Annotated in this window: 19 protein-coding genes; 4 read left to right on the top strand and 15 right to left on the bottom strand. The window is 32.7% G+C overall.

The annotated features are described in order from the left end of the window. Positions 1-9: 9 nt before the first annotated feature. Positions 10-3,078 carry a type I restriction endonuclease subunit R gene (locus PL77_RS24430; protein WP_044211269.1) on the bottom strand — a complete coding sequence of 1,023 codons (3,069 nt, stop codon included), beginning with the start codon at positions 3,076-3,078 and terminating at the stop codon, positions 10-12. Beyond that, complete coding sequence (locus PL77_RS32425; RefSeq protein ID WP_253274016.1) at positions 3,068-3,196, bottom strand: hypothetical protein; 129 nt, start codon at positions 3,194-3,196, stop codon at positions 3,068-3,070. The genes PL77_RS24430 and PL77_RS32425 overlap by 11 nt, the downstream gene beginning before the upstream one ends. 214 nt (positions 3,197-3,410) lie before the next feature. On the opposite strand from PL77_RS32425, the gene PL77_RS24420 reads away from it, so the two are divergent. Genes PL77_RS24420 through PL77_RS31000 form a run of 3 tightly spaced genes read left to right on the top strand, consistent with a single transcriptional unit; the run spans position 3,411 to position 8,587 of the window. Further along, positions 3,411-4,670: a DUF6161 domain-containing protein gene (locus PL77_RS24420; protein WP_044211266.1), complete on the top strand. Its 1,260-nt coding sequence runs from the start codon at positions 3,411-3,413 to the stop codon at positions 4,668-4,670. A gap of 42 nt (positions 4,671-4,712) precedes the next feature. Then, entirely contained in the window at positions 4,713-7,469 is a 2,757-nt protein-coding gene (locus tag PL77_RS24415; RefSeq protein ID WP_044211264.1) for an AAA family ATPase, read from the top strand. Next, positions 7,466-8,587, top strand: a complete 1,122-nt coding sequence (locus PL77_RS31000) for a hypothetical protein (RefSeq protein WP_052444694.1) — start codon at positions 7,466-7,468, stop codon at positions 8,585-8,587. Before PL77_RS24415 ends, PL77_RS31000 begins: the two co-directional genes overlap by 4 nt. Positions 8,588-9,152: 565 nt before the next feature. On the opposite strand, the gene PL77_RS24405 is transcribed toward PL77_RS31000, so the two are convergent. From PL77_RS24405 to PL77_RS24375, 7 genes are all read right to left on the bottom strand, one after another. Continuing rightward, entirely contained in the window at positions 9,153-10,328 is a 1,176-nt protein-coding gene (locus PL77_RS24405) for an SGNH/GDSL hydrolase family protein (protein ID WP_044211262.1), read from the bottom strand. A gap of 27 nt (positions 10,329-10,355) precedes the next feature. Further along, complete coding sequence (locus PL77_RS24400) at positions 10,356-11,234, bottom strand: alpha/beta hydrolase (RefSeq protein WP_044211261.1); 879 nt, start codon at positions 11,232-11,234, stop codon at positions 10,356-10,358. A 16-nt stretch (positions 11,235-11,250) separates the two neighbouring features. Continuing rightward, positions 11,251-12,858 carry a hypothetical protein gene (locus PL77_RS24395; protein WP_044211260.1) on the bottom strand — a complete coding sequence of 536 codons (1,608 nt, stop codon included), beginning with the start codon at positions 12,856-12,858 and terminating at the stop codon, positions 11,251-11,253. 2 nt (positions 12,859-12,860) lie between these two features. Continuing rightward, on the bottom strand, positions 12,861-13,598 hold the full coding sequence (locus PL77_RS24390; protein WP_044211258.1) for a hypothetical protein: 738 nt from the start codon (positions 13,596-13,598) through the stop codon (positions 12,861-12,863). Further along, positions 13,588-14,427: a hypothetical protein gene (locus PL77_RS24385; protein ID WP_044211257.1), complete on the bottom strand. Its 840-nt coding sequence runs from the start codon at positions 14,425-14,427 to the stop codon at positions 13,588-13,590. Before PL77_RS24385 ends, PL77_RS24390 begins: the two co-directional genes overlap by 11 nt. Position 14,428: 1 nt before the next feature. Next, positions 14,429-15,445, bottom strand: a complete 1,017-nt coding sequence (locus PL77_RS24380) for an MBL fold metallo-hydrolase (RefSeq protein WP_156152519.1) — start codon at positions 15,443-15,445, stop codon at positions 14,429-14,431. Between the two features lie 386 nt (positions 15,446-15,831). Continuing rightward, positions 15,832-16,878, bottom strand: coding sequence for a beta-propeller fold lactonase family protein (locus PL77_RS24375; RefSeq protein WP_044211254.1), 1,047 nt, complete (start codon positions 16,876-16,878; stop codon positions 15,832-15,834). A gap of 137 nt (positions 16,879-17,015) precedes the next feature. Between PL77_RS24375 and PL77_RS24370 the strand changes: the two genes are divergently transcribed. Then, entirely contained in the window at positions 17,016-17,786 is a 771-nt protein-coding gene (locus tag PL77_RS24370) for an IclR family transcriptional regulator (protein WP_044211252.1), read from the top strand. 257 nt (positions 17,787-18,043) lie between these two features. Here PL77_RS24370 and PL77_RS24365 read toward each other — a convergent pair whose 3' ends face one another. The 6 genes from PL77_RS24365 to PL77_RS24340 form a co-directional block, all read right to left on the bottom strand. Further along, positions 18,044-18,487 carry a MaoC/PaaZ C-terminal domain-containing protein gene (locus PL77_RS24365; RefSeq protein ID WP_044211250.1) on the bottom strand — a complete coding sequence of 148 codons (444 nt, stop codon included), beginning with the start codon at positions 18,485-18,487 and terminating at the stop codon, positions 18,044-18,046. Between the two features lie 125 nt (positions 18,488-18,612). After that, positions 18,613-19,383 (bottom strand): SDR family oxidoreductase, encoded by a 771-nt coding sequence (locus PL77_RS24360; protein WP_044211247.1) that lies wholly within the window; start codon positions 19,381-19,383, stop codon positions 18,613-18,615. Positions 19,384-19,568: 185 nt separating this feature from the next. Continuing rightward, positions 19,569-20,582 (bottom strand): (R,R)-butanediol dehydrogenase, encoded by a 1,014-nt coding sequence (locus PL77_RS24355; protein WP_044211246.1) that lies wholly within the window; start codon positions 20,580-20,582, stop codon positions 19,569-19,571. Between the two features lie 248 nt (positions 20,583-20,830). Then, positions 20,831-21,904, bottom strand: coding sequence for a Gfo/Idh/MocA family protein (locus tag PL77_RS24350; protein WP_044211243.1), 1,074 nt, complete (start codon positions 21,902-21,904; stop codon positions 20,831-20,833). Positions 21,905-22,096: 192 nt separating this feature from the next. After that, a complete protein-coding gene (locus PL77_RS24345; RefSeq protein ID WP_044211240.1) occupies positions 22,097-23,332 on the bottom strand; it encodes a sugar ABC transporter substrate-binding protein in 1,236 nt (411 codons plus the stop codon). After that, the gene (locus PL77_RS24340; protein WP_044211238.1) at positions 23,301-24,479 is read right to left on the bottom strand and encodes a CaiB/BaiF CoA-transferase family protein; all 1,179 of its coding nucleotides are present in this window, start codon (positions 24,477-24,479) and stop codon (positions 23,301-23,303) included. Before PL77_RS24340 ends, PL77_RS24345 begins: the two co-directional genes overlap by 32 nt. Positions 24,480-24,486: the final 7 nt, after the last annotated feature.

Genomic DNA, 24,486 nt, shown 5'->3' with positions numbered 1-24,486 from the left:
TATTTTTCTTTATATCGTTTTACCTTGATATTCATTCATGTACTCATTGACTAAAAGGTGATTAATTCTTTTAGTTTTTGAAGGATCTAATTTTATCTGATGCTCTTTATATAACTTTTCCAGAACAATTTTCATCATCATTTTCTCAACATAACTATCGTTATCAAGAATATTTGAATTTTGAAGTACTTGGTTATCGACTTCTTTTTTAAGGCTTTGTAAAGCATTTAATAATTTAGACTCACTTTCTGTAATAGGATCCTTTTCAATTAATCTTTTATGTAAACGAGCATACTTTTCATCGTTCTCATATTTTGCTAAAAGTAACTGATTCTTTCGTTCCAATTCTTTAGCTTTATCATATATAAGATTGATCTCTTCAATATTTTCTTTAATCCATGAAACATCAATTTCAGATAAGTTCTTCTTTTTAAAAATTCTTTCTAATTCTTCTTTTAAAGAAATAAACTCAGGGTCTTTTTGATCAAAGTTATCTTGTAAAATTTCTCTAGTTTTTTGAAGATCATCTCTAAATTTATCTGCTAACACCATTTCCTCTTCACTAATCTTTGTGAAGGTAAAAACAACATCCTCTAAAGCCTGATTCAACAAGTTTGTATTATCAGTATCATTTTCTAAAGCTAACTTAGTGTTGATGTGAGCTAACCTATTATTAGCTTCACGGGCAAGAACATTTAGTTTGTTAAAATCTAACTGATCTAATAACTCGAAATTACCGGATAAACGAATAAGATTATATAAACTTTTAGCATCATTTAGAACTTTGGTAATCTCCAACATTTGTCCTCTATCATTGATCTCTGAAATTTGAGTTGAAAAGTTCTCAGCATTTTCAGTGTCATAATGCAGTAATTTATCTGATATCTCTGTGATACGTTCTTCAATTTGTTCTTCCGTAAGGAACAAGTCAGAATAAGAACTTATTTCATCACCCAATTCATTCTGGAGTTCATTGAAATAATCTTGACTAGTTTTTTTGAATTGTTCTTCAATGCCCGCAAAATCTACCACATACCCAAACCTAAAATCTTTATAAGTTCTATTGACACGAGTTAGAGTTTGTAATAGGTTATGTGCTTTAATTACTCTTCCTACGTATAGTTTTTTCATACGAGGAGCATCAAATCCAGTCAATAACATGTTATAAACAAAAACAAAATCATGCTTGCCATCTTTAAACTCCTCTACCCAATCTTTACGGTTTTGATTTGTTCCAACATCATGAAGTATAAGAATAGCAGACTTTACCTTTCTTTCATTTTCTTTTTTCTTTCCATATGTAAAAGGAGCCTCATTTAAAGACAAGGGATCATTTGAAGGTTGTGCATAATTATTCTGAAAGATTTCAAACATCATCTTTGCTTGATCAGAAGAATCACAAACTACCATTCCTCCAATTGAGTTATCGTTCATCGAAATTCTACTTCTTTCAAAATCTTCTACTATATACTCAAGCATTGGTTCAACAAACTTCTGATGAGCATAGACAAACCTTTTATCAGCGTCTCCTTTTAGAATCTCAATTTCTTCTAATGTTTTCTGGAGCTTGAGTTTATAGTTGGTCTCCACTTCTTCCCTAATCAAACGAAGAGTATAGCCATCAGCAATAGATGAATTGTAATAGTATTTATGTATGTATTCTCCAAATAAAGAACGTGAGTTATATTGATCTCCTAATAATGGTGTACCCGTTAGACCTATCTTTATAGCATTAGCATCTGATTCATTTAAGTTAGATAGAAAACTACCTTTCGGATTATAACTTCTATGTACTTCATCCATAAAGTAGATACGCTGAATATTCAAATTGTAGTCTGTATTTCTAACCACATTTGGATCATTCTCAAACTTCTGAATATTTACAACAGTTATTTCCGCTTTTCCTTGATCATTATGAATGACACTTGTTGATTTTATATCTGAAGCAAATTCTTGTTTGGAATTTACTTTATGTACTATTAAACCTCTAGCTGTAAATTCTCTTGATGCTTGAATTAATAGATCTAATCTATCAACGATAAAATAGAATTTTGGAACTATCCCTTTGTTTTTAAAATAATCTGTGAGATGTTTTACATTATAGTAGGTTAATGCAGTTTTACCACTCCCTTGAGTATGCCATATAATGCCCTTTTTTAAACCTTCCTCTAGTTTATTCTCAATTGCTTTTGTTGCAAAAATCTGAGGATATCTCATGATATGCTTTTGTAAACCTGATTTTTCCTTTACGTAAGCAATAGCATATTTCAAAATGAATTTTAGTCTTTCTCTTTGAAAAAGGGATGTACAAATTCTATTTGTAGGTTTGTCGGGGTTCTTATTTACAGCATATTCCTTTTGGTTCTTAATCGAAACAAGATTATTATCTTTTAAAAGTAAGTTTTCAACATCTTCATTTAAAGGACTCAATATTGATGATAAATCAAATGACTCTTCTTCTCTGAAATAATTGAAAATAGGTTTATAATAAGATGTTGATGAATAGAAAGCACCTTGAAGAGGAAGAGGTGAACTATCATCATATTCCATATTATTAGAGAATACCATTAACTGTGTGATATTAATGAACTTTCTAAACTTCTTATTCTGAAATCTAGTTGCCATTCTTTTATGTTCAGCCTGAACCCCATCTAAATTATTAGGTTTCTTGACTTCAATAAAACACAAGGGCATTCCATTTATTAAAAGAGTGATATCAGGCCTAAAATTATCTTCATCTTTATTTCCATGTGTTAGCTCAGTAACAACATGGAATGAGTTATTATCAAAATCTTTGAAATCAATTAATTTGAATCCAGACTGATCAACAAGTTTCTCATAGAATACTTTCCCTAAATCTTCATTTTCTAAACATATAGCAACATCACTATAAACTTTATTGATCTCATTTGGAGAGAGAGAGGGGTTAATTCTAGAAATACTTTCATTAAAAATATCTGTAAAGATATTTGTTGAAGTATCCCACTTTGCGTCTTTTAGTGAAATATAAGTATATCCTAATCGTGTAAGATGGAGTAGAGTAGGAATTTTAACTCTAGTATCTTCATTATGCTTCATTTTTGTCAGTTTTAGTACTTTCCAGTAACAGTCTAATATCTACATCTAAGATCATAGCTATCTTATATAAAATTTCCAATCTAGGTTGCTTTCTATTCTGCACATATCCATTCACCATGTTGTAACTTTTACCTAGTTTTTCAGATAACCAGGCTTGGGTAAGACCTTTTTTGCTATGATCTCTTTAATTCGATTCATTGTATTATTTGTTGAATTACTAAGATAATAGGAATATTGAAATATCTTGTTTTTTGATATTATAAATAGTTAATTCGTGTAGGTAATGTTATAAAAAACATATTAGCTAGCAAACAATTAAGCTCTATTAAGAAATGAGTACAACTGAAATCAAAAAACAAATAGCAAACACTTCTGAGGAGATACAGGAATGGTTTGAAAATGTTCAAATTAACGTATCCTATAATTTCGAAGAAACCTATAAAGAAATTAATGGTTTTATTCCAATTTTACAGTTCTTCTCAAAACAAGCCAAGGGATGGCAAGAACTAACAAGAGTACCTAATGACCTTGAAGACTCAAGTAGGCATTTTATTAATAACAGTAACTCTATTAAAGATTTTTTTGAGAGGTATAAAAATAATATGCATGCAAACAACTTAGAAAATCAATGGCGTGGCATTCAACAACAGATTTCAAGATCTGATGTATTTACATTCGATTCTTATCAAACAGAAATTATTACACATCTAAATGAAATCAACCAAGAACAAGCAAGAGGAGCATTTAATTATTTCTGTAATAGAAGTTTTCAACAAAATAAACACCATTTTATAGGTGCTATGGTAGCCTATGAAAAAGAGTACAGTGACAAAACAGCTATACCTTCTAGAAGAAAATCTGAACGTAAAGCTCTTTCTAAATTGAAAGGAGAGTACGAAGAACATACTTCAAGATTAGAAAATGACACATCAACTTTCTTTAATCAGTCCCAAGAAAAATTTAAGAATTATGTTGGTAAAATTGATGAATTTAAATCCGAAAAAGAAGAAGCTTTCAACTCTTGGTTTGAAGGAGTCGAATCTGATAATGAAGAAGAAAGAATTATTGGAGCTAAGAACAAAATAGAAGAATTAGAAAACCTTTATGAAGAGCAATTACGCTTAAAAAAGCCTGCTGAGTATTGGGCAACAAGAGCAACTAAATTACATAAAGATGGTCAAACCGCTTTAAAGTACATTGTTGGCTTAGTTATTTTTTCATGTATCACTCTATATCTTTTGCTATGGCTAACTCCTGAAGGAATGTTACTTAGTTTTCTAAAAGGAAATGCTCAAGCAATTAAATGGTCTGTCATATATGTAACCTTTATCTCGTTCTTAGGATACGGTATCAATTTAGTAAGCAAATATATGATGAGTTCATTTCATCTAGCAAGAGATGCAGAGGAAAGGGAACAACTCACTTATCTCTATTTAGCGTTGATCAAAGATGATGCACTAGAAGAGACTGATAGAAATTTAGTATTACAATCTCTATTTAGTAGATCAGAATCTGGTTTATTAAAAAGTAGTGATTCGAATGTGAAAATGCCTAATGATTTGCTTAAGATATTATCAAAAGGTAAGGTTTAAAAGGGTAATAATCGAAAAAAAATAAACTAAAACAGACAATTAATGGCAAAGAAAAAAAGAATTCGAAAAGGAGTTCCTCAAAAGAAAAACCTAAAATGGTATGATGCTTTTAATGAATTGACAAAACTTTTACTAAAAGAAAGTATAGATTCAGTTGGGTATAAATTATATAGGTTAATAATGGATTATAAATCTAATGGAGACACCACTCTTAGTCTATTTTTGAAAGACTATCAGGGTTTTAAGGAGGTAGATCCAGTTTTTATTTACTCCGTTATTAGCAGTGAACAATTTAATTATAAGAGTGCTGACTTTTTGACTTACCTCATTAATAAACTTAGCAAAACAAGAGATATCAAAATCAATATTGAAGATGACTGGTATGGACATGTTGTAGCACCTAATTTATATGAATATAACCAGAGAGATATACATGAAATTAAAAGACTTTGGAAAAACTTTTACAGACTTTTCAAAAAAGAAGATTATGAACGAGTATTTGATTATCAGGAATACTTTGGTATTAAAGGGTTGGATTTGTCTTACAGTAGTTTATTTGTCTATTGGGTAGTACCACATCAAACATTACCTTTTGTCAATTACGTAAATGACTTTCTTGAAATTGCTTCATTTCACAATGGACCAGTTAATCCTCGTACATATCATACATTTTTTGATAAAGCAAATTCCTCTTTTAAAGAAGATATACAATTTAGGTTAGATGTAGTGGATCTAGCAAATCAATTACTCAATAATTTTGAAGGTATTTCTGATAATGCTGAATTTAAAATAAAACTATCAAAGCTTGATGAATTAGATTTTTTAAATAAAGCTAATGTAGATTTTTATATCAATACTATAAGAGATACGTCATTTAAATTAGTCGCTTTAAAAGTTCATGAAAACTGTAGTTCCAATATAAGAAAAATATTGAATGAAGATGATTTATATCTATTTGATGAATCTTTTCATTTTGATATTGAAGGAGATCAAACAAAAGTTTCTATTGATAAGAACAAATTAATCGATTTATATTCTAAGGGAGACAGAAAAATTAATGTGACAGCTGTAGTAGGGAAGAACGGGAGTGGGAAAAGTACATTAATTTATTTGTTGTATGGATTTATAAATAACTTATTCTCTGCATATAGAAATAATTCATTGGATTTAGTAAATGACCTAGATTGTGAAATCTACTATACATCTCTAAATAAACTATATTCATTAAGAATCGATTTAGACTTTAATGTAACTAAAAAACAATTTACTCTTCGTCCTGATTTAACTTATAAATTGGATGAAGATTTATTGACTTTATGGGACTCTGACATCAATTTAGATGATTTCTTCTACACTATATCATTAGATTACTCACATTACTCATTAAGTAATAATGATATTATTGATTGGGCTCATAATCATTATCATAAGGTTGATGGCTATCAATCTCCATTAGTAATTAATCCAAATAGAACTAAAGAAAAGAAAACTGGTGATATAGGTAATATTGATATTAATAAAGAAAGGGAAATTTCTCAATATAGATTACTATCTCTGATTATACTAAATTCTGATTTTTTCGAAAAGGGAGATATACAGTTTATCGATGAATTATCTATTAAGAGAATTGAATTAAAATTCAAAAAGAATCCATCACTAGAGCAAAATTATTCGAGTTATAAAAAGGAAATATTATTGGTAATTCGTAAATATAATTTACCAATAAATGCAAGGAATATTTCAAGGATTAATAAAATTTTGTTATGCTACCTAATTGACAAACTTATTAATATTTGCTCAGAACATTTCTCCTTTGATAGATATATAGGTAAAGATGAACAGTTTATTGATTTTGATTTATTACTAGATGCAATAGATGAAAATAATAGTCATATCACTTTAAAAGTAAGACAAGTACTTAATTTTATAAATAACTATTCAACAAATGAAAGTACTGATAAACAATATATTGTAATTAATGATACGATTATATTAGAAAATTTCAAGGAGTTACGTGAAAGAATTTTGAGTATAGATAAAGAAAGTAATTCAGTTTTTGAGTTAGAAGAATATTTACCTCCAATGTCTTTATTTGATCAAGAAATATATTTTAAGTCAAATACTTCAGAAGTTACTTTAAAGCAGTTATCCTCAGGACAAAAACAGATGTTTTTTTCAATGGCAAGTATTTTATACCATTTGAAAAATATTGATTCTGTTGTTAAAAGCCAAGATAATATTAAGTATAATTTTGTGAATATTTTATTGGATGAGATTGAACAATATTTCCATCCAGAATTACAAAGGAATTACATAAAGAATTTATGGAGAGCGGTATCTTCATTGCGTCTAAAAAATATAAAAGGTATAAATATATTACTATCAACACATTCGCCTTTTATTCTTTCTGATATACCATCTCATAATGTTTTGAAACTAAACGAAGGTAGAGTTGAAAAAGGTAAAAATAATTCAATAAACTCTTTTGGTGCTAATATTCACGAAATGTTAGCTACTGACTTTTTTATGGGAAAGCATGGAACTATTGGAGCATTTGCACAAATAAAAATAAACGAATGTATAGGTTTTCTTAATGATGATGAAAAGGAAGGTATACATTTAACCAAGGAAAAATGTAAGATAATTATTGATAATATTGGAGAACCAGTTATCAGAAATATTCTAATTGAACAATGGAATGAAAAGTTTAATGAAGCATTGTCAGAAGAAGAAAAGCAAAAAGAAGTAATAAACTTGGCTCAGAAGTTAGGTGTAGATATTAATAAAATAAGGTTATGATTTATATTGACCCAGAACAGGCGAATATCATAGAAGCAAGAACCATTCATTATAACAATATAAAATGTTATTTATTGAAAAAGGTTGGTTCAATAAATAAGAATTGTAAAATACCAAATTGTAAAATATGTGCAAATACATTAAGAGGATATAAAAAAACGATAAGTAAGAAAAAAGGCAAGAAAACAGTTAAGACAAAAGTTACATTTTATTTTAATAAAATAATAGAAGACAAGATTAAAGAGAAAGGCTTTATAGATAAATTATTGAATAGTGATCCAGCTAGTCTTGCTTTACTAGAAAAGAAAACAATTGATGATCTAAAGAATACAATGTATTCACAGGTTTTATCAAATAATAATATATCTCCGTCAGGAATTTGTTTAGCAACATTTAGAATTGGTAAACTTACCAGCATTGATGATATAAATAAAGAGTTAGAAAAGTTGATAAATTATGAAACATGGTTTAAAAATAAAGAACCAAGTTACCAATATTCACCATACCACCTCGCAAAAAAATTAGATAGGAGAACATGTACATATTGTAATAGATTATTTACAAGTACCATAACCGAACATGGAGATAAGAAAGTAAGTAAAGTTACGAGACCCCAATTTGATCATTGGTTTCCTAAATCAAAACATCCCTTATTGGCTTTATCATTTTATAACCTTATTCCTAGTTGTTCAGTTTGTAATAGTAATATAAAAGGAAGTATTGACATGGATTTAGATATCCATCATCACCCTTATTATTCAGAGTTTTGTAACGATTTTGGTTTTTCAATAAAGCACATCCCAAAAAATATGATTAAAGTTATTACAGTGGGAGGAACTCAAAAGACAAAGGATACTGCAAAACAATTAAAGTTAGAGGAACTGTACTCAGCACATATTCCTGAGGTTAAAGATCTTATTAATTTAAGAAAGTCATATTCAGATATATACATAAAGTGTTTAGCTACATACTTGAATAAAATTAAAAAGTTATCTGAAAGTGAAATTCATAGAATAATCTTTAATGTAGAAAGTAAAAAAGAAGATTATCATAAAGTTCCTTTGAGTAAGTTTAAAAATGATATTCTTAAGGAGTTAGGTGTGATAGAGATAAAATAGATTATTGTAGGACTGTAGGAACGTAGGTTACTCATTTCCATACCTTAGTACTTTCTTGAAATACCAAAACTATGGGATTAACACTTCTACTTTCAATCTTTCTGAAAATCTGTCGCAGTTTTACTGTAAGTGCTTGAAAATCAGTTTTAGTTTGAATCCCGGTGGGGCTACTTTACGGTATAAACCTACCTTATCAATTTTACCGAAACAGCTATTTCAATAACGAAATAGCTGTTTTTGTTTTTTGCATCCTACATAAAAAGACACATTTTACATAAAGTATTCTAAAATAGTTGTTCAATTGTTGTTCAATTCAAAATCGTTGAACAACAATTCTAAAATGTTGTTTTTTGGCTCTATTAACTTGAACAACAAAAAGGCAGTCACAACAATAAAAAAAGCAGAAAGCATACTTGTTTTCTGTACCTTTAAAGATAGTTACTTCATTCGAGAGTTTACACAATCTATTTTACACTATAAATTTTGTTTTCAGTTAATAATTCAATTCTCAAGATGATCTATAAAAAAAGGATTTAGCTTTTTAAACTCAATCCTTTTTTTATACTTATACACTTAGTGAAGGGGAGTTAATTTGATCACAGTTATCATACTTTTTAAAGTACTCCTTATTTTTTTTATAATCTATTACACTGTAAACACCTCCACAATTATCATCATCAGGTTCACCTTCAATACATTTTTTATATACATCAGCGATAACCTTAAACTCTTTTGATGTAGGATGTAATTCATCATTCCATCCTTTTTTAGGATCGATTGCACCTCTACAGTCTATGTGATAAACGTTTTTGTATTGTTTTCCTAAAGAAATTAAAGTATTATTAAAACGCTCAATCATACCAAATAAAATGGCATTTTTTTCTTCTTGATTAGTATATCCTCTAAGTAATAAAGGTGTGTTAAGCCATTTCCCTGTACCTGTAATTAAATTTAGGATAGGCTTTGGTGCTTTCAATATATTAAAGCCAAAACCCTTAGATTTACTAGGAATTGCGTAGTCGTAACCTTGAGTGATAATTTTTAAATCTTTAAACTTATCAACTGATTTTTGAATACTTGTAAATAATAAATGATATTGTAATTCAAAGAGTTTTAATAAAGCATAAAATTCATTATTGAAGCATAGATCCGAAAATTGTAACTTACCTAGATCTGTAGTTAAATCAATCGGCTTTTCTTTTATATCATTTTCAATGTTTACTCTTCTTTTTAACAGATAAGCTAACCTATTATTTCCAACAATATCATTTCCTCCTCCACTTATCAAGAAAACATCAGGCTTGAGAAGTGATAAGTCTTCTATATATTGTTGTTCATATAGAATATTAGAGATCCAATCACCTCCATAGGCATGACTTTTAATAGCGTATGCTTTATTATCATTCAACTGGTCAATAATTTCCTTAATATAAATTGGAAATTCAAACCAAGAATCACCTTCAGCAAGAATTATTTTTTTTGTTTTCCCCTTTTTTATTCTTTTCCAAAATAATTTATTCTTCTTTTTATTCGCTCGTTTATTTAATTTACCCATCCAACTTTCAGCAGCATCAGAATCATTGTCTATTGATCCATTATTTTTATCAAAAAGTCGCAGTAAAATACTTCTTAGATCACTGCTGTTTAGTTCTGGAAGAGAGAGGAGTTCTCTTAACTTTTCATCAGTGAATTCTCGTGGATTTGTGATAAGTTGATCAATTAGTTGTTGCTTTGTATTCATTTTTAATTTAGGTTTTAGTTGAAGAATCTATTTGATAATATAATAGTTGAATTTAGTGTTATACTCTACTTCATCATTGTCATAAGGTTGACCACTAAATACTACCTTAAAAAACTCTTTTATATTATCGTTTGCACTTGCAGGAAGGTGCCATAATCTATGTGAGTCATTGGCTTCTTTTGCTTTACTAAAGTTATAGTATTCTATTTTTTCTGAATTTAAATTTCTAGCTGTATTACCTAATCTATTTGGATTAATAATGTCAGATATATCTAATACATCATCTGTCACATTAATAGTGACAAGGACCTTACTTTTATCAGTAAGTTTGTCAAATATTAGGTGATGGTTTACACTGTCAACATCTGCTTGATGTAATAAAATGTTTTTGAAGATACCTAACTGACCTTGGTATAAATCAGTATTGATAAAATTTTTAGTGAGATAGTTCCCTAAGCTATGTACAACTAGTGTAGAAAAAGGATTTACTCCTTTTTCAAGTATAAAAGATTCCAATCTATCGAAAAAGCGGGAATAAGCAACCAATGATCTAAATACATTTTTATTGGCTCGTTTGTATTCTTTTATTTTTCCGAAGATGTGGTTTGGACCTGGGTTTGAAGGCCAACTGAAGGCCAATACATTAAAACCATAGCTTTCGATTTCTTTCGATTTTTTGAGATTCTTGTTAATGCTTTGATTAAATCCATGTACAAAAACAACACATTTTTTGTCACTGTTTTTCAGTTTTTTCAATACTTGATCTGAAGTTGTTACTGTGATTTTGTTGTCATTGTTAGAATATTCAGCAAAAGTTAAATCATCCTGACCTGCACTATTAAATTGGTCACCAAATAATAGATCTTTGTTGGTATTTGTTGACCTGTTTGACGCAAAGAAAATCATAATAGAAAAGTTTAAATTATAAGTTATTTATTATAAATGAGTGTGTATTATTAAAAAATACATCATCGATTAAATTGTCTAATTCGTTAATATCAAAAAGGCTTTTAATATTCTCTACATCTACATTTTCATCTGTACATGGATCAACAACCCAATAGTCTGGATCACCTGAATAGGCTAATTGAATATATTGTTTTATACCTTGTTTGAATAGATCTAAGTCTTTAAGAGTTTGTACATTATCAAATGGGTCTACAATTCCATCATAATCAGTGCCAACGCCTATGCCAGACCATATTTTTCTACTTTCGCCTTCTTGTGTACCTAAAATCTCTTTTTGTACTTTCATAATGTGTAGTAACGTACTGATAAAGAGACAATAGAATAGATTCAATTCTTTTGTTGCTTCCCTGTTTCGTTGATATTCCTTTTTTAATTGCTTAAATCTTTTTCCTGGCATTCTTCCTTCATGAAGACATATACCAATTAGTCCTTTACTTAAGAATATAGTTTTGATTTCCTCATCAGTTAACCCTATTTCTTGCTGTGCTAAAAATCGTTTCTCCTTTTTGTTACTATTTATGATATTTGAGGCATTCGCTAATGTGTCTATTCCTGAAACGCTTGAATGACTGCTAACTATTGGTGTTTTGTTATTTTTATATTGCTGTTTTTTATATAATTCATGTCTTGCTTGTATCGACATATGTTTGATGTCAATAAGAATTCTTTTACCAATTGAATCATCAAGTAATAAATCTATGACCTCATTTCCAATCGTTGTGATACCAAGTCCTAATAGAGCTTTTTGATTTAACAGCATTCCTAATGCACCTTTGAAACTCTTTGCATGACCACAAATTAGGTTATTAAAGTGATGGCCAAGAGTGAGAAATAGGGGAGGGTGAGCACTTTTTTTTGTAGCTTCGATATTATTGAGTAATGATTTTCTGAGATGCTTAAGTTCACTGTTATTGTTGATATCGGAGTTATTATCTTCTGTTGGGTATAAATAAGGACTGTATTCTTTATTGAATTTGTTTTTCCTGAATATTTTTTTTCCTTCATAATCACCAAACGAATGACCTCCTTCAACGGTAAGTACTCCAATTATGGTATTCTGTTCATTCAAGTACTGTTGATATTCTGTTTTATTTTTAGGGATCTTAAAATTCCATTTTACTCCATTTGAGTCCTTAAAGGATTGGTTTTCTTTAAGTAAAATGGTTTCCAATTCGAATTGATAATCTTTATAATAATCAACTCCAAATTTTTCATTATTTCTGTAAGCCCCTACTTTATCTAAAGGTAACCCTGTTAAGACAGAAATCGCTTTATTGACACTCAGTAATCCATTAATACCTACTATTTTTCTAAAGAAGGATCTTTCAATAGGATAAATAGCAAAGAAAACAACTTTGACTTTTCCTTGTACACACTTTTGTAAATTAGACTGAGAATCTAAATAGATTAAATCTTTTAGGATGGAAGTTACATGGCTTTCTTTTTTAAAAACTTCATCAAGTTGAGTTTTATAGTTTCTCCAAATATTTCCATCTCCGTTATTAAATCTTCTTTGGAGTGTCGCTTTTAAGCTTGGGTGGCAATGTAAGTCTGAGTTCATATTTATCTATATTTTTTTATATATTTTAAACCTTTTAAATCTATAATATTGTGATCATTTTCTTCTGAATTAAATTTTAAATAACCAATTTTTTCTTCTCCATTTTTATCAAAAGAAATAAGGTGATTCTCATCATAATTTATACTAAATTGTTTTTTATGTGTTTTTTTTATTTTGACATGAGCATAAATTGTTATCTCATAAAAATCTTGTGTATTTTTAATACTATTTGAAGAATTATTGTTTTGAAAATAATGTATTAAATGTTGTTTAAAAGGGACTGTAATGACTTTATTATCTTCATAATTAAAATTATCAAATACATTTAAACTTAGCTTTGTATCAATAAGATCAAATAAACCTCTATAGAAAAGTTTATTTTGATTATTATTATTTTCTATACCCGATGCTTTTGTATATATTATATAGCTCCCACTTCCTTCAATAATAAATGATTTTTTGTCCTTAGAAATGGAATATTTTACATTTAAATTTCCTTTTGAATGAAATTTATTTCCTCCATCAGCTACTTCTAATTTCGATATACTATTGTGATATTTATTATAATGATTTTCACCTACTAGCCTTCTATAGTTTGAATCAGAATTAGTGCCTAATAGGTTGAAATTTTGTGTAAATTTTTCAGTTGAACTTATCGATGCTAGGTGTATTGGAACAACTTTACAAGAGTTTAGTATAACTAATACTAAAAGGTAAATGTAGATTTTTTTAATTAGCATATTTTATATCAATTAATGTATAATTATTATTTATTTCCTCTTTAAGTATTAAACCTTTTTCTGTAAGTAAACTATCTATTGGTGATATTATTTCCTTATAATCAGAATGATATCGAATGATAAATGATTTTCCATGATTATCATTTTTTTCAGTAAAGTGTATATTCTCAAAACCATTACTTTTAAGTATTTCTTGAATCAATCCAATATTTTGAGTATTACCTCTGATATATACAGGAATATTTAATTTTAAAGCTTCTTGATATTTTTTAAGACTATTTATGATGTCAGTTTTATTCCTTTTTAGTCGTTCTAATTTATCATTAATTGCTGGATTCTTAGTGCTAAGAATAGCAATTACTTCGTCATCAATAACTTTACTACTTTTTAATAATTCAATTACATTTCCTTTTTTCGAAAAATCACTTTTATTTGTTTTCATAACCTCATCATTGATATTATGAAAAAGTGTATTTAATTTTTCTAAACTATCCTTTTCGGGATTAAATGATAATATATCTTTGAATTTATAATCACCTTTATTAGCCAACATATCGATACATATTCGTTTCATATTTAATTTCTCTCTTTGATTATAATCATCATAATTGTCTTGATATTTCTTTACATATTTGACTATTGGTTCATATTTTTTAAAGTTATCTCTTTCCTCCTTTATCTTATCATATTCCAATAATGTTTTAGTGAATTCACTTACTGCACCTGTTAAAAGTGATGTTAAAACACCTCCTATTAATATTCCAAATAGCACATCTAAAATTTTCTTAAATCTATTTTTACCTACTTTTTTATTTTCTTGTTCTTCCATCTTATAAAATTTTATATTGCCCTTTAATATTTAATAAATAAAATTGATGTTCTTTTTGTAATTCATAGAATAGCTTTTTAAAATTTGTAAGACGAACAAATCTTTTAGGCTGTTCTTGATAAGGTCTAAAAAAATCTTCCCAATGACAGATAACTAAAGTTTTAGCATCTAAATACTTTATAATCTTATAGGGGTATTCCTCACCTTTTATATAATTAAAAGAAGCTCCTCCAATAATTGCAGTATCTACCTTTCTTTCATCTAAAATCTCTTTGGGTGGATAACCTAGGCTTGGGTAAGAAGGAGAGGATTGTATAAATAGTCTCTCATTTATGATTATATGTCCAGTATTAGGATCTTTGTCTATAAAATCAATTAGAAAACTGTAAGTATCTCCTTCTTTCCATTTATTGGCTTTCGATTCTAGAGAAGGATTTGTATAACCCTTTATTTTATGTCCTTGACCTTTGTGAAAATGAAAAGTAAACAGCAAACGAAAATGTGGACCATGTCCCGATTGAATAAATAATATCCTCATTTTATCATTTACATAAATCCATTGATCATCTGCATTCAAATGATTTGATTCTGAAGCAAATTTTTGAGAAACATCTATTACATTTGAAGTGTCTACGACTGTACTGAGTATATTTTTAGTAGAGGTAGAACCATATATTTTTATATCCTTAAAGTAATGATTCACTATATAAGGAGTATCAAATAAGTGATCATAATGTGAGTGTGAGATAAGAATAGAAGATGGTTTCGTACTACTAAAAACATCTTCTAGTCCATACTCAATGTCGTTTTTATTTGAGGTTAACTTTTTGAATGGTACAGATAATAACGGATGATATGTAAAATAAGGATCAATTAATACACTCTCTGATTTATACTTTATGTAAAAACCTCCACATCCAAGGTATTGCAAGCTTAATGAATCACTATCCTTTATGTATTGAGAGTCAACAACTAGTGTGTCTTTAATGATGGCATTAGTAAGTTGAGTATTCTTCAATTTTCTAGAATTGAATACAGACTCAATCTTCTTGGAACATGATATCCCAAACAAAAAAAGTAATGATAAAATTATATTAGTAGCATGAGACATTGAAAGTTTATAGCTTGATTTGTTTCAGTTTTAAAAAGTAAAGATTGCTTATAGTCATCAACTTACGGAAAATTTGTTAAATTATAAAATAAATGTAAATATTTATATGTAAGTCATACATCAACATAATAGATGTTGAATTACTCTGTGAGTCAACAGAGTAATTTTATTGTTTTTATAAACACTAATATTTTTTGGACTATTTGATATTGGAATTAACATGTATTCTATGATTATAAATACCAACTACTTATTTAATAAATATTAAGCAGTTTATTCCATGATTAGAAAACTTACCCAAACCCCACACAACAAACCGACCTCACTCCATCCACTTTCTCCACAACTTCCAACATCCCACTAACCTCACAAACAGAAAAAGCAACCAAAGATTCAGAGTCTTGATTCCCTACAATCAAAAGTTTTCCATCAGGAGAAATCTCAAAATCTCTAGGGGTGATGCCTTGTGTTGGTACCTCTTCGATAAGGTTTAAGGCTTCCGTTTCAGGATCAAATTTTAGGATGGAAATGCTGTTGGTACTTCTTACACCGCAATAGATAAATCGACCGCATTTTGATATTTTGATGGCGGAAGCGGAGGCAACGTTATTGTGGTCTTGCGTCATGATGGAGATGTTTTTGATCCATTGCCAAGCGTCGTTTTGCCATTTCAGGAGACTAACTTCTCCTGTCATTTCATTGGAGATAAAGCAGTAATTACTGTTGGGCTGTTGTACCAAATGCCTTGGACCTCCACCTGCGGGAACGCTCACTTCGTTGGTTTGTACGAACTGATTGTTTTGGTATTTCAGACTATAGATTTTATCATTTCCTAAATCGACTAGCAGTAAAAGATCATGGACTTCGTCGTAATAGGATAGGTGAGCGTGAGGACCTTCTTGACGGTCTTGATTGATGCTTCCTCCTGTATATTTTATGTTTTGAGAAAAGGGGAGAGGAATGCCATTTTCATCTAAATCATATTTCAAAAAATTGCCTGTTTCATAACAACTTACCATTAAGCAATTGTACTTTTTAAGGTGCAAGATATGGCAGGGTAACCCTCCATTGATTTCTAATGATTGAAGCAATTCTAGTTTCCCTTGATTGGTTTTAAAACAAAGTAATTTTGGTCCTAAGTTTTGCTGTCTTTCTTGGAAAGTGTAGAGTAATTCTTCTTTTGGGTTTAATGCAAAATACCCAGGGTTGATGGTCTCATAACTTTCCAGTAAAGTGATTTTGGAAGTGGTTGGATTGATATTAAAATATTGAATGCCGATGCCGTTTCCTGATAGACCGGGCCCAACATGTTCGGTGTATGATGATGTGTAAAAATTCATTTCATTAAGTTTGTTTGTTTGATTTTAGCTATTATTCTTGTGATATAAAATTGAAAATAAGACTTTCAAAAATACTGAAGGATTTACACCCTGTAATTTGAACAATTTCTTATTTTTGTTGAAACTAAATTGAACATATGCCTACTTATAACTCTCCCGCACTCGACAAAGGATTAGATATTTTAGAATTTTTATCTGCTCAATCGGTCCCACAATCTCAGGTGGAGATTGGAACGGGGATTAACCGTAAACCCAATGAGATCTACCGTATGTTGGTGTGCCTTGAGGAGAGAGGTTATATCAATAAAGAGCCTATTTCGGGCAAGTATCAATTGACATTACGTTTGTTCCAACTGTCCCATCATCACTCTTCCATTGATTACTTGGTGAAAGCTTCTATGCCTTATTTGGAACAGCTTTCTCAGACCATTAATCAGTCTTGTCACTTGAGCTTTTTCTACCAGAATAAACTACTGATTATTTGCCAAGCGAAGAGCATGACACCTATTTCGCTTTCTGTAGAAGTAGGGGGCGTTTTTCCAATCACTCAGACCAATTCGGGAAAGATCATTTTAGCTCATAAATCGGAGTCGGAAAGAGAGCGAATTTTGGAAGCATCGGAGGAATACCAAGCGTTATCGAAAGGGGAGAAAGCAGGTTTGGAGAAAGAGTTGTCGGCTTTGAAAGACCTTAAATGTTTTGTGCAGAAAAGTACACTGACGGAAGGGGTTACTGACTTTGCCGCGCCTGTGTATGATATCAATAATGAAGTGATGGCCGTGTTGGTGGTATCGGGGCTGACTTCCCAATTAAAGAATGTCTCTCAAGACGATATTATTAGTGAAATTTTAAAAACTGTGGAGGCTATTAATGTGTCCATCGGAGGTGTTCCTTCGGATAAAGAATAATCCCAAAATGATGTAATATACACCAAGTTGGGATGTAGATAGTTGAAATGTAGTAGGTCAAGCATTTCTTTTTTATATCGCAAGTGTTAAGCGAAAGCGTCACTTGTGATGAAACATTGGCGAAGTCTCCCGACTTCGAAACACAAAAGTGAAATATCTATTCATTTCGAAGTCGGGAGACTTCGCCAAAGAATAGTTCCAAGTGACGCTTTCGCTTAACACTTGAAACATATTTTCTCATTCTAATAATTGACCTATTACCCTTTTTTCTTTGCTAACAATATATGATCACAAACCAAAACCAATTCATCTCTTTGATTGATGACTTCTACGTGCTCAATCACCTGACCTAATTCCGGTTTCTTTGATTCTGATTTTTCAGAAATTGTCACCTTCACATGAATGGTATCACCAATATGTACCGGCTTTACAAAGCGTAAACGGTCATATCCTTTAGAAAATGCCTCTGGATTAATCTCCGTTGCGGTCATCCCAATGGCCACACTAAATGTCAATGTGCCGTGTGCAATACGTTCCTTGAAAGGTTGTGTTTTACACCATTCCGCATCCATATGATGAGGGAAGAAATCACCTGTTTGTCCTGCATGAACAACAAAGTCTGTTTCTGTAATCGTTCTACCAAGAGTTTCTCTGTAATCTCCTAGTGTGTAGTCTTCGAAAAATTGTGATTTTATATGCATGATTGTTTTTTTAAAGTTAAAATGAAGGGATTAAGTATAAGGGAAGACAGACTGAAAGTGGTTCGTGTTGTGGTTCGCGAGGACGTTGCAATGCAACGTCCCTACAAACGGTGCCTCTGTTTAATTTAACGTCCCATCCATCCGCCGTCAACAAGCATTACTGCACCTTGCATGTAGGCACTTGCTTCCGAGCAAAGGAATACTACAGGACCTGCGAAATCTTCTGGTTTACCCCAACGTCCTGAAGGAATACGTGCTAGGATTTGCTCTGATCTTACAGGGTCGTTACGTAAAGCTTCAGTGTTATCTGTGTCGATGTAACCTGGTGCTATGGCGTTTACGTTCACGCCTTTTGATGCCCATTCGTTCGCAAAAGCCATGGTCATTTGACCAATTGCTCCTTTGGATGCTGCATAACCTGGCACTGTAATGCCACCTTGGAAGGTTAAAAGTGATGCTGTAAATACCACTTTACCTGAGCCTCGAGCCACCATTTCTTTACCAATTTCACGCGTTAAGATGAATTGTGCATTTTGGTTTACCTCAATTACTTTGTCCCACATTTCGTCAGGATGTTCCACTGCAGGAGCTCTAAGGATAGTACCAGCGTTATTGATTAAAATATCAATTACGGGGTGGTCTGCCTTCACTTCTTTAATGAAAGCATAAAGTGATTCACGGTTGGAGAAATCACAAGTGTAAGCAGAAAATTTACGACCCAATGCCGTTACTGCCTTTTCGACATTACTTCCTGTTTTTTCAAGAGAGGCACTTACGCCAATAATGTCGGCGCCAGCCTCAGCTAATGCCACGGCCATGCCCATGCCGATACCTCTTTTACAACCTGTAACTAATGCTACTTTTCCTTCTAAACTAAATGTATTTAAAACGCTCATTGCTTTATTTTTTTTCTGTGTGATGTAAGTGTTTTGTGCACCACGACTGAAGTCATGGGCAGGTGATATTTACTCCAACAACACTAAAGTGTTATTTCCTTTTTTAACCTTCAAGACTTCAGTCTTGGAAAGGTTTGTTTATCACTTGCCCATAGTTTTAACTATGGTGCCTGACAGAATAAATTCTATTGACAGTCGATCAAGAATTTCATCCCCGTTGGATTGTTGTCGATGTCTTCAAATATCTGTTGGATTTCATCCAGTGGTTTTGTACCAGTGATGATCTTATCGAAATTGTATTTGTTTTCTGTGATCAATTGGATTGACTCTTCGTAATCTTCTTTTTCGTAGACACGAGCACCAATCAACTCTAATTCTTTCCAGAAGAACTTAAACAGGTCCACGGGCTTTTTCTCTCCATGAATAGCCACCATTACAATACGGCCACGGATACCTGCCACTTCCGTCATTACATCTAATGAAGCTTGCACGCCAGCTACTTCGAATACAACATCCGCTAGTCCGCCTTCCGTTTGTTGGTCAACATAAGCTACTAAATCAGTAATGACAGGATTGACAACTTCAAAGCCCATGTCTTCTGCCATTTTAATTCTAGTATCATTCACTTCTGAAATAATAACTCTAGCGCCTTTACTTTTGGCCACCATCGCAACAAGCAAACCGATAGGACCGCCACCTAAAACAACAGCCACTTCGTCTTTTTTCAATTTACTCATGCGTACATCATGGCAAGCCACTGATAGAGGCTCAATAAGTGCCGCTAACTTAAGGTCCGTTTCCTCTTTCAGTTTATGCAATGTGAAAGCAGGAACATTCCAGTATTGTTGCATGGCACCCGGACTGTCAATTCCGATAAACTTCAATGCTTTTGCAATATGACTGTGTCCTTTATCAGCAGGCGTTTCACCTCTATTGTCTAATGGACGGACTGTGATTTTTTCGCCCACACGAAATCCTTCCACACCTTCACCGACAGCGTCTACCGTACCCGACATTTCGTGCCCGATAGTTACAGGAATGCTGACACGCTTGTCCATCATACCATGATAAATATGAACATCGGTACCGCACACCCCACAATAGGCTACCTTAATTCTCACCTCACCTGCAGCAGGTGCTTCTATTTCTTTTTCAACAACAGTGAAGGTTTGATTTCCTTCGTATAATGATGCTTTCATTGTTTTATTTTTATTGCTTTTTGATCAGAATAATTTGTCGGATACAGGAAATCCTTTCTCCTAATATTTTGTGTTATCGTAGCACCTGTTTCAAGTGTTAAGCGATAGCGTCACTTGGAACTGATTTTTGGCGAAGTCTCCTGACTTCGAATATTTTTATTTTGTTTCGAAGTCGGGAGACTTCGCCAAAGTTGAATCACAAGTGACGCCTATCGGCTTAACACTTGCGATATTGTTAGGGTTGTTTCCTAGATGGAACCATATTCTGGTTTTACTCCACCCATATCGCTCGACTTATACGCTGCTTCTACCACATGCATGGTTTTCAAAATATCTTCAATAGAAGTATCCAATTGGTCAGTCTCTCCATTGGCATAACAGATCAATGAAGACATGGTGCCGATAAAGGCATCAGGGAACCATGACCCTTCCAATTGTTTGGTTTTCCACTCTGGTTTTTTCCCTTCTTCTAAAATGCAGTATTCAAAAGCGTCTGGCACACCGTCCGGGTAGTTCATCAAAAGGCCCATTTTAGCGTAGATAGCACCTTTTGTACCTTCCCATTTTACATAGCTTTCTTGATGATCAAACCCAAAAACGTGATCGTGGTTGGTACTGACTAATGCACGTACATCATCTTCATATTCCATGATGACATTGGTACGAGTAGACGACATTTCTTTGGCAGGGTGCTTTAAGGTTTTCGCCATAATTCCTTTTGGATCACCCAAAAATGACCTTACCAAATCGATGTGGTGAATACTGTGCTGTTGGATTTCTAATCTCGGGTGATACATCACATTTGGGAAAATTTCCCATGGAGTATATACCGAAACCTTCACTTCCATATCGTAGATTTTGCCGATAGCTTCTTTGTTGATCATGTCACGTGCCGCCATGATGTAAGGGGCAAAACGCAACTGACAGTTTACGGCAGCGATAAGCTTTTTTCTTCTACAGACTTCGATGATTTTTTTAGTTTGCTCAAAGTAATCACCTAAAGGTTTTTGAATCAGAACTGGGGCGCCATCCGGTAGTTTTTCTAAGGTGGCGACAAACTGATTTGGCATGAGTGTAAGGTCGAAAACGGCATTCTCCGGAGCTTGTGCAATGGCATCATCGATGCTGTCAAATACTCTAGGAATGTCATATTTTTCTGCTATTTTTTCTGCACGTTCTTTTGTTCTGTTGGTGATGCCATATACTTCAAATCCAGCTTTTCTATAAGCGGGCATATGTGCGTCGTTGACAATACCTCCAGCTCCGATGATGATGATCGGGCGGGCTGTTTTTGGTAAGGTATATTGATAATTTATTTCCATTTCATTATTGATTTAAGTACTGTGAAAGTGTTTTTTAGAGAGAAGTGGTTCGTGTTGTGGTCCGTGAGACGCAAAGCATTGCGTCTCTACAGGAGGTGTTCGTTCAATTAAAATGATATACTAAATTGAAAAGATGTTGCTGTGTAGAGCCACAATGCCTTGTGGCGCCCGAACCATCATAAAAGCCATGTATTATGTATTCACAAGCTCCAGCTGATCCACTTTCACCTGTGCAGTAGCTAAGATGTTTTCGATGTCTTCTTCTGTATTGATCACCTTCAGCACTAACTCATCGATGATGTCTGCGACCTGCGACCAATTGTTCATTCGAGGCAATGATTCGGTGTTTTGATGCAGTTCTTCCAGTTTATGATAATAAGGAATTTCTTGATTGACCTTTGGACTTCTCCAAGTCGAAACTCTACACCCGATGCCTCCTTCTAAAGTCAAGAGCTCGTCGTTTTTCACTGAAGTAGCAAATTGAATAAAGTCGTAAGCCAATTGTTGATGCTTACTGCCTGCTCCAATCACGTACATCCAATAGGCATTGAGAGAAACGCCTTCGCCACCTTCTCCGGCAGGAATGTAAGCCACATCTACTTTGCCTTTTACTTTAGAATCAGGACTCACTTCGCAGTTGGCGGCAAAGCCAAACCAGTTCACACTTAAGGCTAACTCACCATTAGCGAACGCTAAACCAGCTTCTACAGAATCAAATTCTCTTGATTTAGGATGAATGGCCTCCTTGTTTTGTAAAGCTTTACGGTAGAATTTCATGCCTTCAACAGTCGCTTTCGAATGAAGAACCACTTTATCATCTTCAGTAATCAATTGTCCACCTCTTGTCCATAACTGAAGGCAAAAGTCAAAGACGGTATTATGACCATCAGGGTAAGCTGCGAAAGTTGTTCCGTATAAACCTGCTTGAGGACGGTGGAAGAAAGAAGCGACTTCCATCAGCTCGTTCCATGTTTTTGGAACCGTCAGTGCTCTGTAGTATTTTTTCTTGAAAGCCTCTTGTTCTTTCGGGTCTTCAAAAAGGTCTGTTCTGTACATTAAGCACTCAGGACCGTTATGAAAAGGAAGCCCCATTACTGTATCTCCGAAGCGTTGTTTTCCTAAAAGAGAAGGACTCCATGCTTCTTCCAAAGCAGAGGAATCGTTCCCCATAAAAGGCATTAAATCAGCGATCGCATTATTGCTGTAAGCTTCCGTAATCCAATCGGTATTCATCAATGCAATGTCCCATTCGCCGTTTTTCAAACCATCCTCTTTTAAAATTGTATCATAAAGAGGATGTAAGTCCATGGGTACTGCTTCCAATTCAACATCACATGCACGTTGTGAACAGAAGTCGTCCCAAATTTTTTGGAGAGCACTTTCAAAAGGCCCGAATTTACGAACAGCAATTCTCAACTTTTCCTTCATGATCCAAAGCGTTTAGTTCTTTCAAAATTTCTTGCGTATGTTCTCCAATAGCCGGAGATCCTAATGTGGAAGTGAGGTATTCTCCATCAATTTTAATAGGACAACGAGTAGTTTTGTACTCGAATCCATCGCCCATTTTTACATTCTGAATCATGTTGAGGGCTTTAAAACCGTCATGATTGAAAAGGGTATTCCAGTTCAATACATCCGCACACCAGATATCGGCAGGTTCTAAGATCGAAAGCCAATGTTCAGTGGTTTCAGTCAGTAAATGATCGGCTAAAATATTCTTGATTTCATCTCTTTGTGTAAACCATGTATCAGGCTCAGGGTAGTTTGTCAATGATGGACAGCTCAGTAAATCTCCCAATACAGGAATGGCACCCATGGCTAAAGCTAAATGTCCGTTTTTAGTAGCGTAAACCCCATAAGGAGCACCTAAATAAGCATGTGCATTATTGCTTGTAGTTCGTACCGTAGGTTCGCCACCATCGTGATAATGAGTGGTGATGGTTTCGAATTGGAAATCAAGAATCGATTCCAACATACTCACTGAGACCTTACTTCCTTGATTGGTTTTGAATCTTTTGATTAAGGAGGCGATGAGACCTTGTGCCAAGTGAGCACCCGCCAAAATATCGACGATCGCAATCCCCATAGGTACCGGCCCTTTGTCAGCATTGCCACTCAGCCATGTTACCCCTGATAACGATTGCAACAAAAGATCTTGTCCCGGCTTGGCTGACCATGGTCCTTCCGATCCATATCCAGAAATATCGCCGTAAACTATCGAAGGATTAATTGCTTTTACCGTATCATAATCCAATCCTAAACGTTCGATTACTCCCGGTCTGAAATTGTGGACTAAAACATCCGCTTTTGCGATAAGCTTTAGTACTTTTTCTTTATCGATATCCGACTTTAAATCGGCTTGAAAACTCTCTTTATTTCTATTGATGGCTCTAAAAACAGAAGACTCACCATTCAGCATTACATTGGAAACATAAAGCTGACGGCAGATATCACCTGTTTCGGGGCGCTCTACTTTGATAACTCTAGCACCAAGATCTGCCAATCGGAGTGTAGCTGATGGAGCAGACAAAAACTGGCTTAGATCAACTACTAATATATCTTTTAATGGAAGCATATTTTTG

Origin of the sequence: Flammeovirga sp. OC4 (genome assembly GCF_000812565.1) — a bacterium.
GTDB lineage: Bacteria > Bacteroidota > Bacteroidia > Cytophagales > Flammeovirgaceae > Flammeovirga.
The sequence above is the reverse complement of the archived record's forward strand: the minus strand, read 5'-3'. Positions and strand labels throughout refer to the sequence as shown.

Bases quoted from the DNA above. Each gene is read 5' to 3' on its own strand.
- PL77_RS24430 (WP_044211269.1), bottom strand. From the start codon at position 3,078: ATGAAGCATAATGAAGATACTAGAGTTAAAATTCCTACTCTACTCCAT.
- PL77_RS24365 (WP_044211250.1), bottom strand. From the start codon at position 18,487: ATGCATATAAAATCACAATTTTTCGAAGACTACACACTAGGAGATTAC.
- PL77_RS24400 (WP_044211261.1), bottom strand. From the start codon at position 11,234: ATGATTTTCTTTGCGTCAAACAGGTCAACAAATACCAACAAAGATCTA.
- PL77_RS24345 (WP_044211240.1), bottom strand. From the start codon at position 23,332: ATGAAGGAAAAGTTGAGAATTGCTGTTCGTAAATTCGGGCCTTTTGAA.
- PL77_RS24415 (WP_044211264.1), top strand. From the start codon at position 4,713: ATGGCAAAGAAAAAAAGAATTCGAAAAGGAGTTCCTCAAAAGAAAAAC.
- PL77_RS24420 (WP_044211266.1), top strand. From the start codon at position 3,411: ATGAGTACAACTGAAATCAAAAAACAAATAGCAAACACTTCTGAGGAG.
- PL77_RS31000 (WP_052444694.1), top strand. From the start codon at position 7,466: ATGATTTATATTGACCCAGAACAGGCGAATATCATAGAAGCAAGAACC.
- PL77_RS24385 (WP_044211257.1), bottom strand. From the start codon at position 14,427: ATGGAAGAACAAGAAAATAAAAAAGTAGGTAAAAATAGATTTAAGAAA.
- PL77_RS24375 (WP_044211254.1), bottom strand. From the start codon at position 16,878: ATGAATTTTTACACATCATCATACACCGAACATGTTGGGCCCGGTCTA.
- PL77_RS24350 (WP_044211243.1), bottom strand. From the start codon at position 21,904: ATGGAAATAAATTATCAATATACCTTACCAAAAACAGCCCGCCCGATC.
- PL77_RS24405 (WP_044211262.1), bottom strand. From the start codon at position 10,328: ATGAATACAAAGCAACAACTAATTGATCAACTTATCACAAATCCACGA.
- PL77_RS24390 (WP_044211258.1), bottom strand. From the start codon at position 13,598: ATGCTAATTAAAAAAATCTACATTTACCTTTTAGTATTAGTTATACTA.
- PL77_RS24395 (WP_044211260.1), bottom strand. From the start codon at position 12,858: ATGAACTCAGACTTACATTGCCACCCAAGCTTAAAAGCGACACTCCAA.
- PL77_RS24370 (WP_044211252.1), top strand. From the start codon at position 17,016: ATGCCTACTTATAACTCTCCCGCACTCGACAAAGGATTAGATATTTTA.
- PL77_RS24355 (WP_044211246.1), bottom strand. From the start codon at position 20,582: ATGAAAGCATCATTATACGAAGGAAATCAAACCTTCACTGTTGTTGAA.
- PL77_RS24360 (WP_044211247.1), bottom strand. From the start codon at position 19,383: ATGAGCGTTTTAAATACATTTAGTTTAGAAGGAAAAGTAGCATTAGTT.
- PL77_RS24340 (WP_044211238.1), bottom strand. From the start codon at position 24,479: ATGCTTCCATTAAAAGATATATTAGTAGTTGATCTAAGCCAGTTTTTG.
- PL77_RS32425 (WP_253274016.1), bottom strand. From the start codon at position 3,196: ATGGTGAATGGATATGTGCAGAATAGAAAGCAACCTAGATTGGAAATT.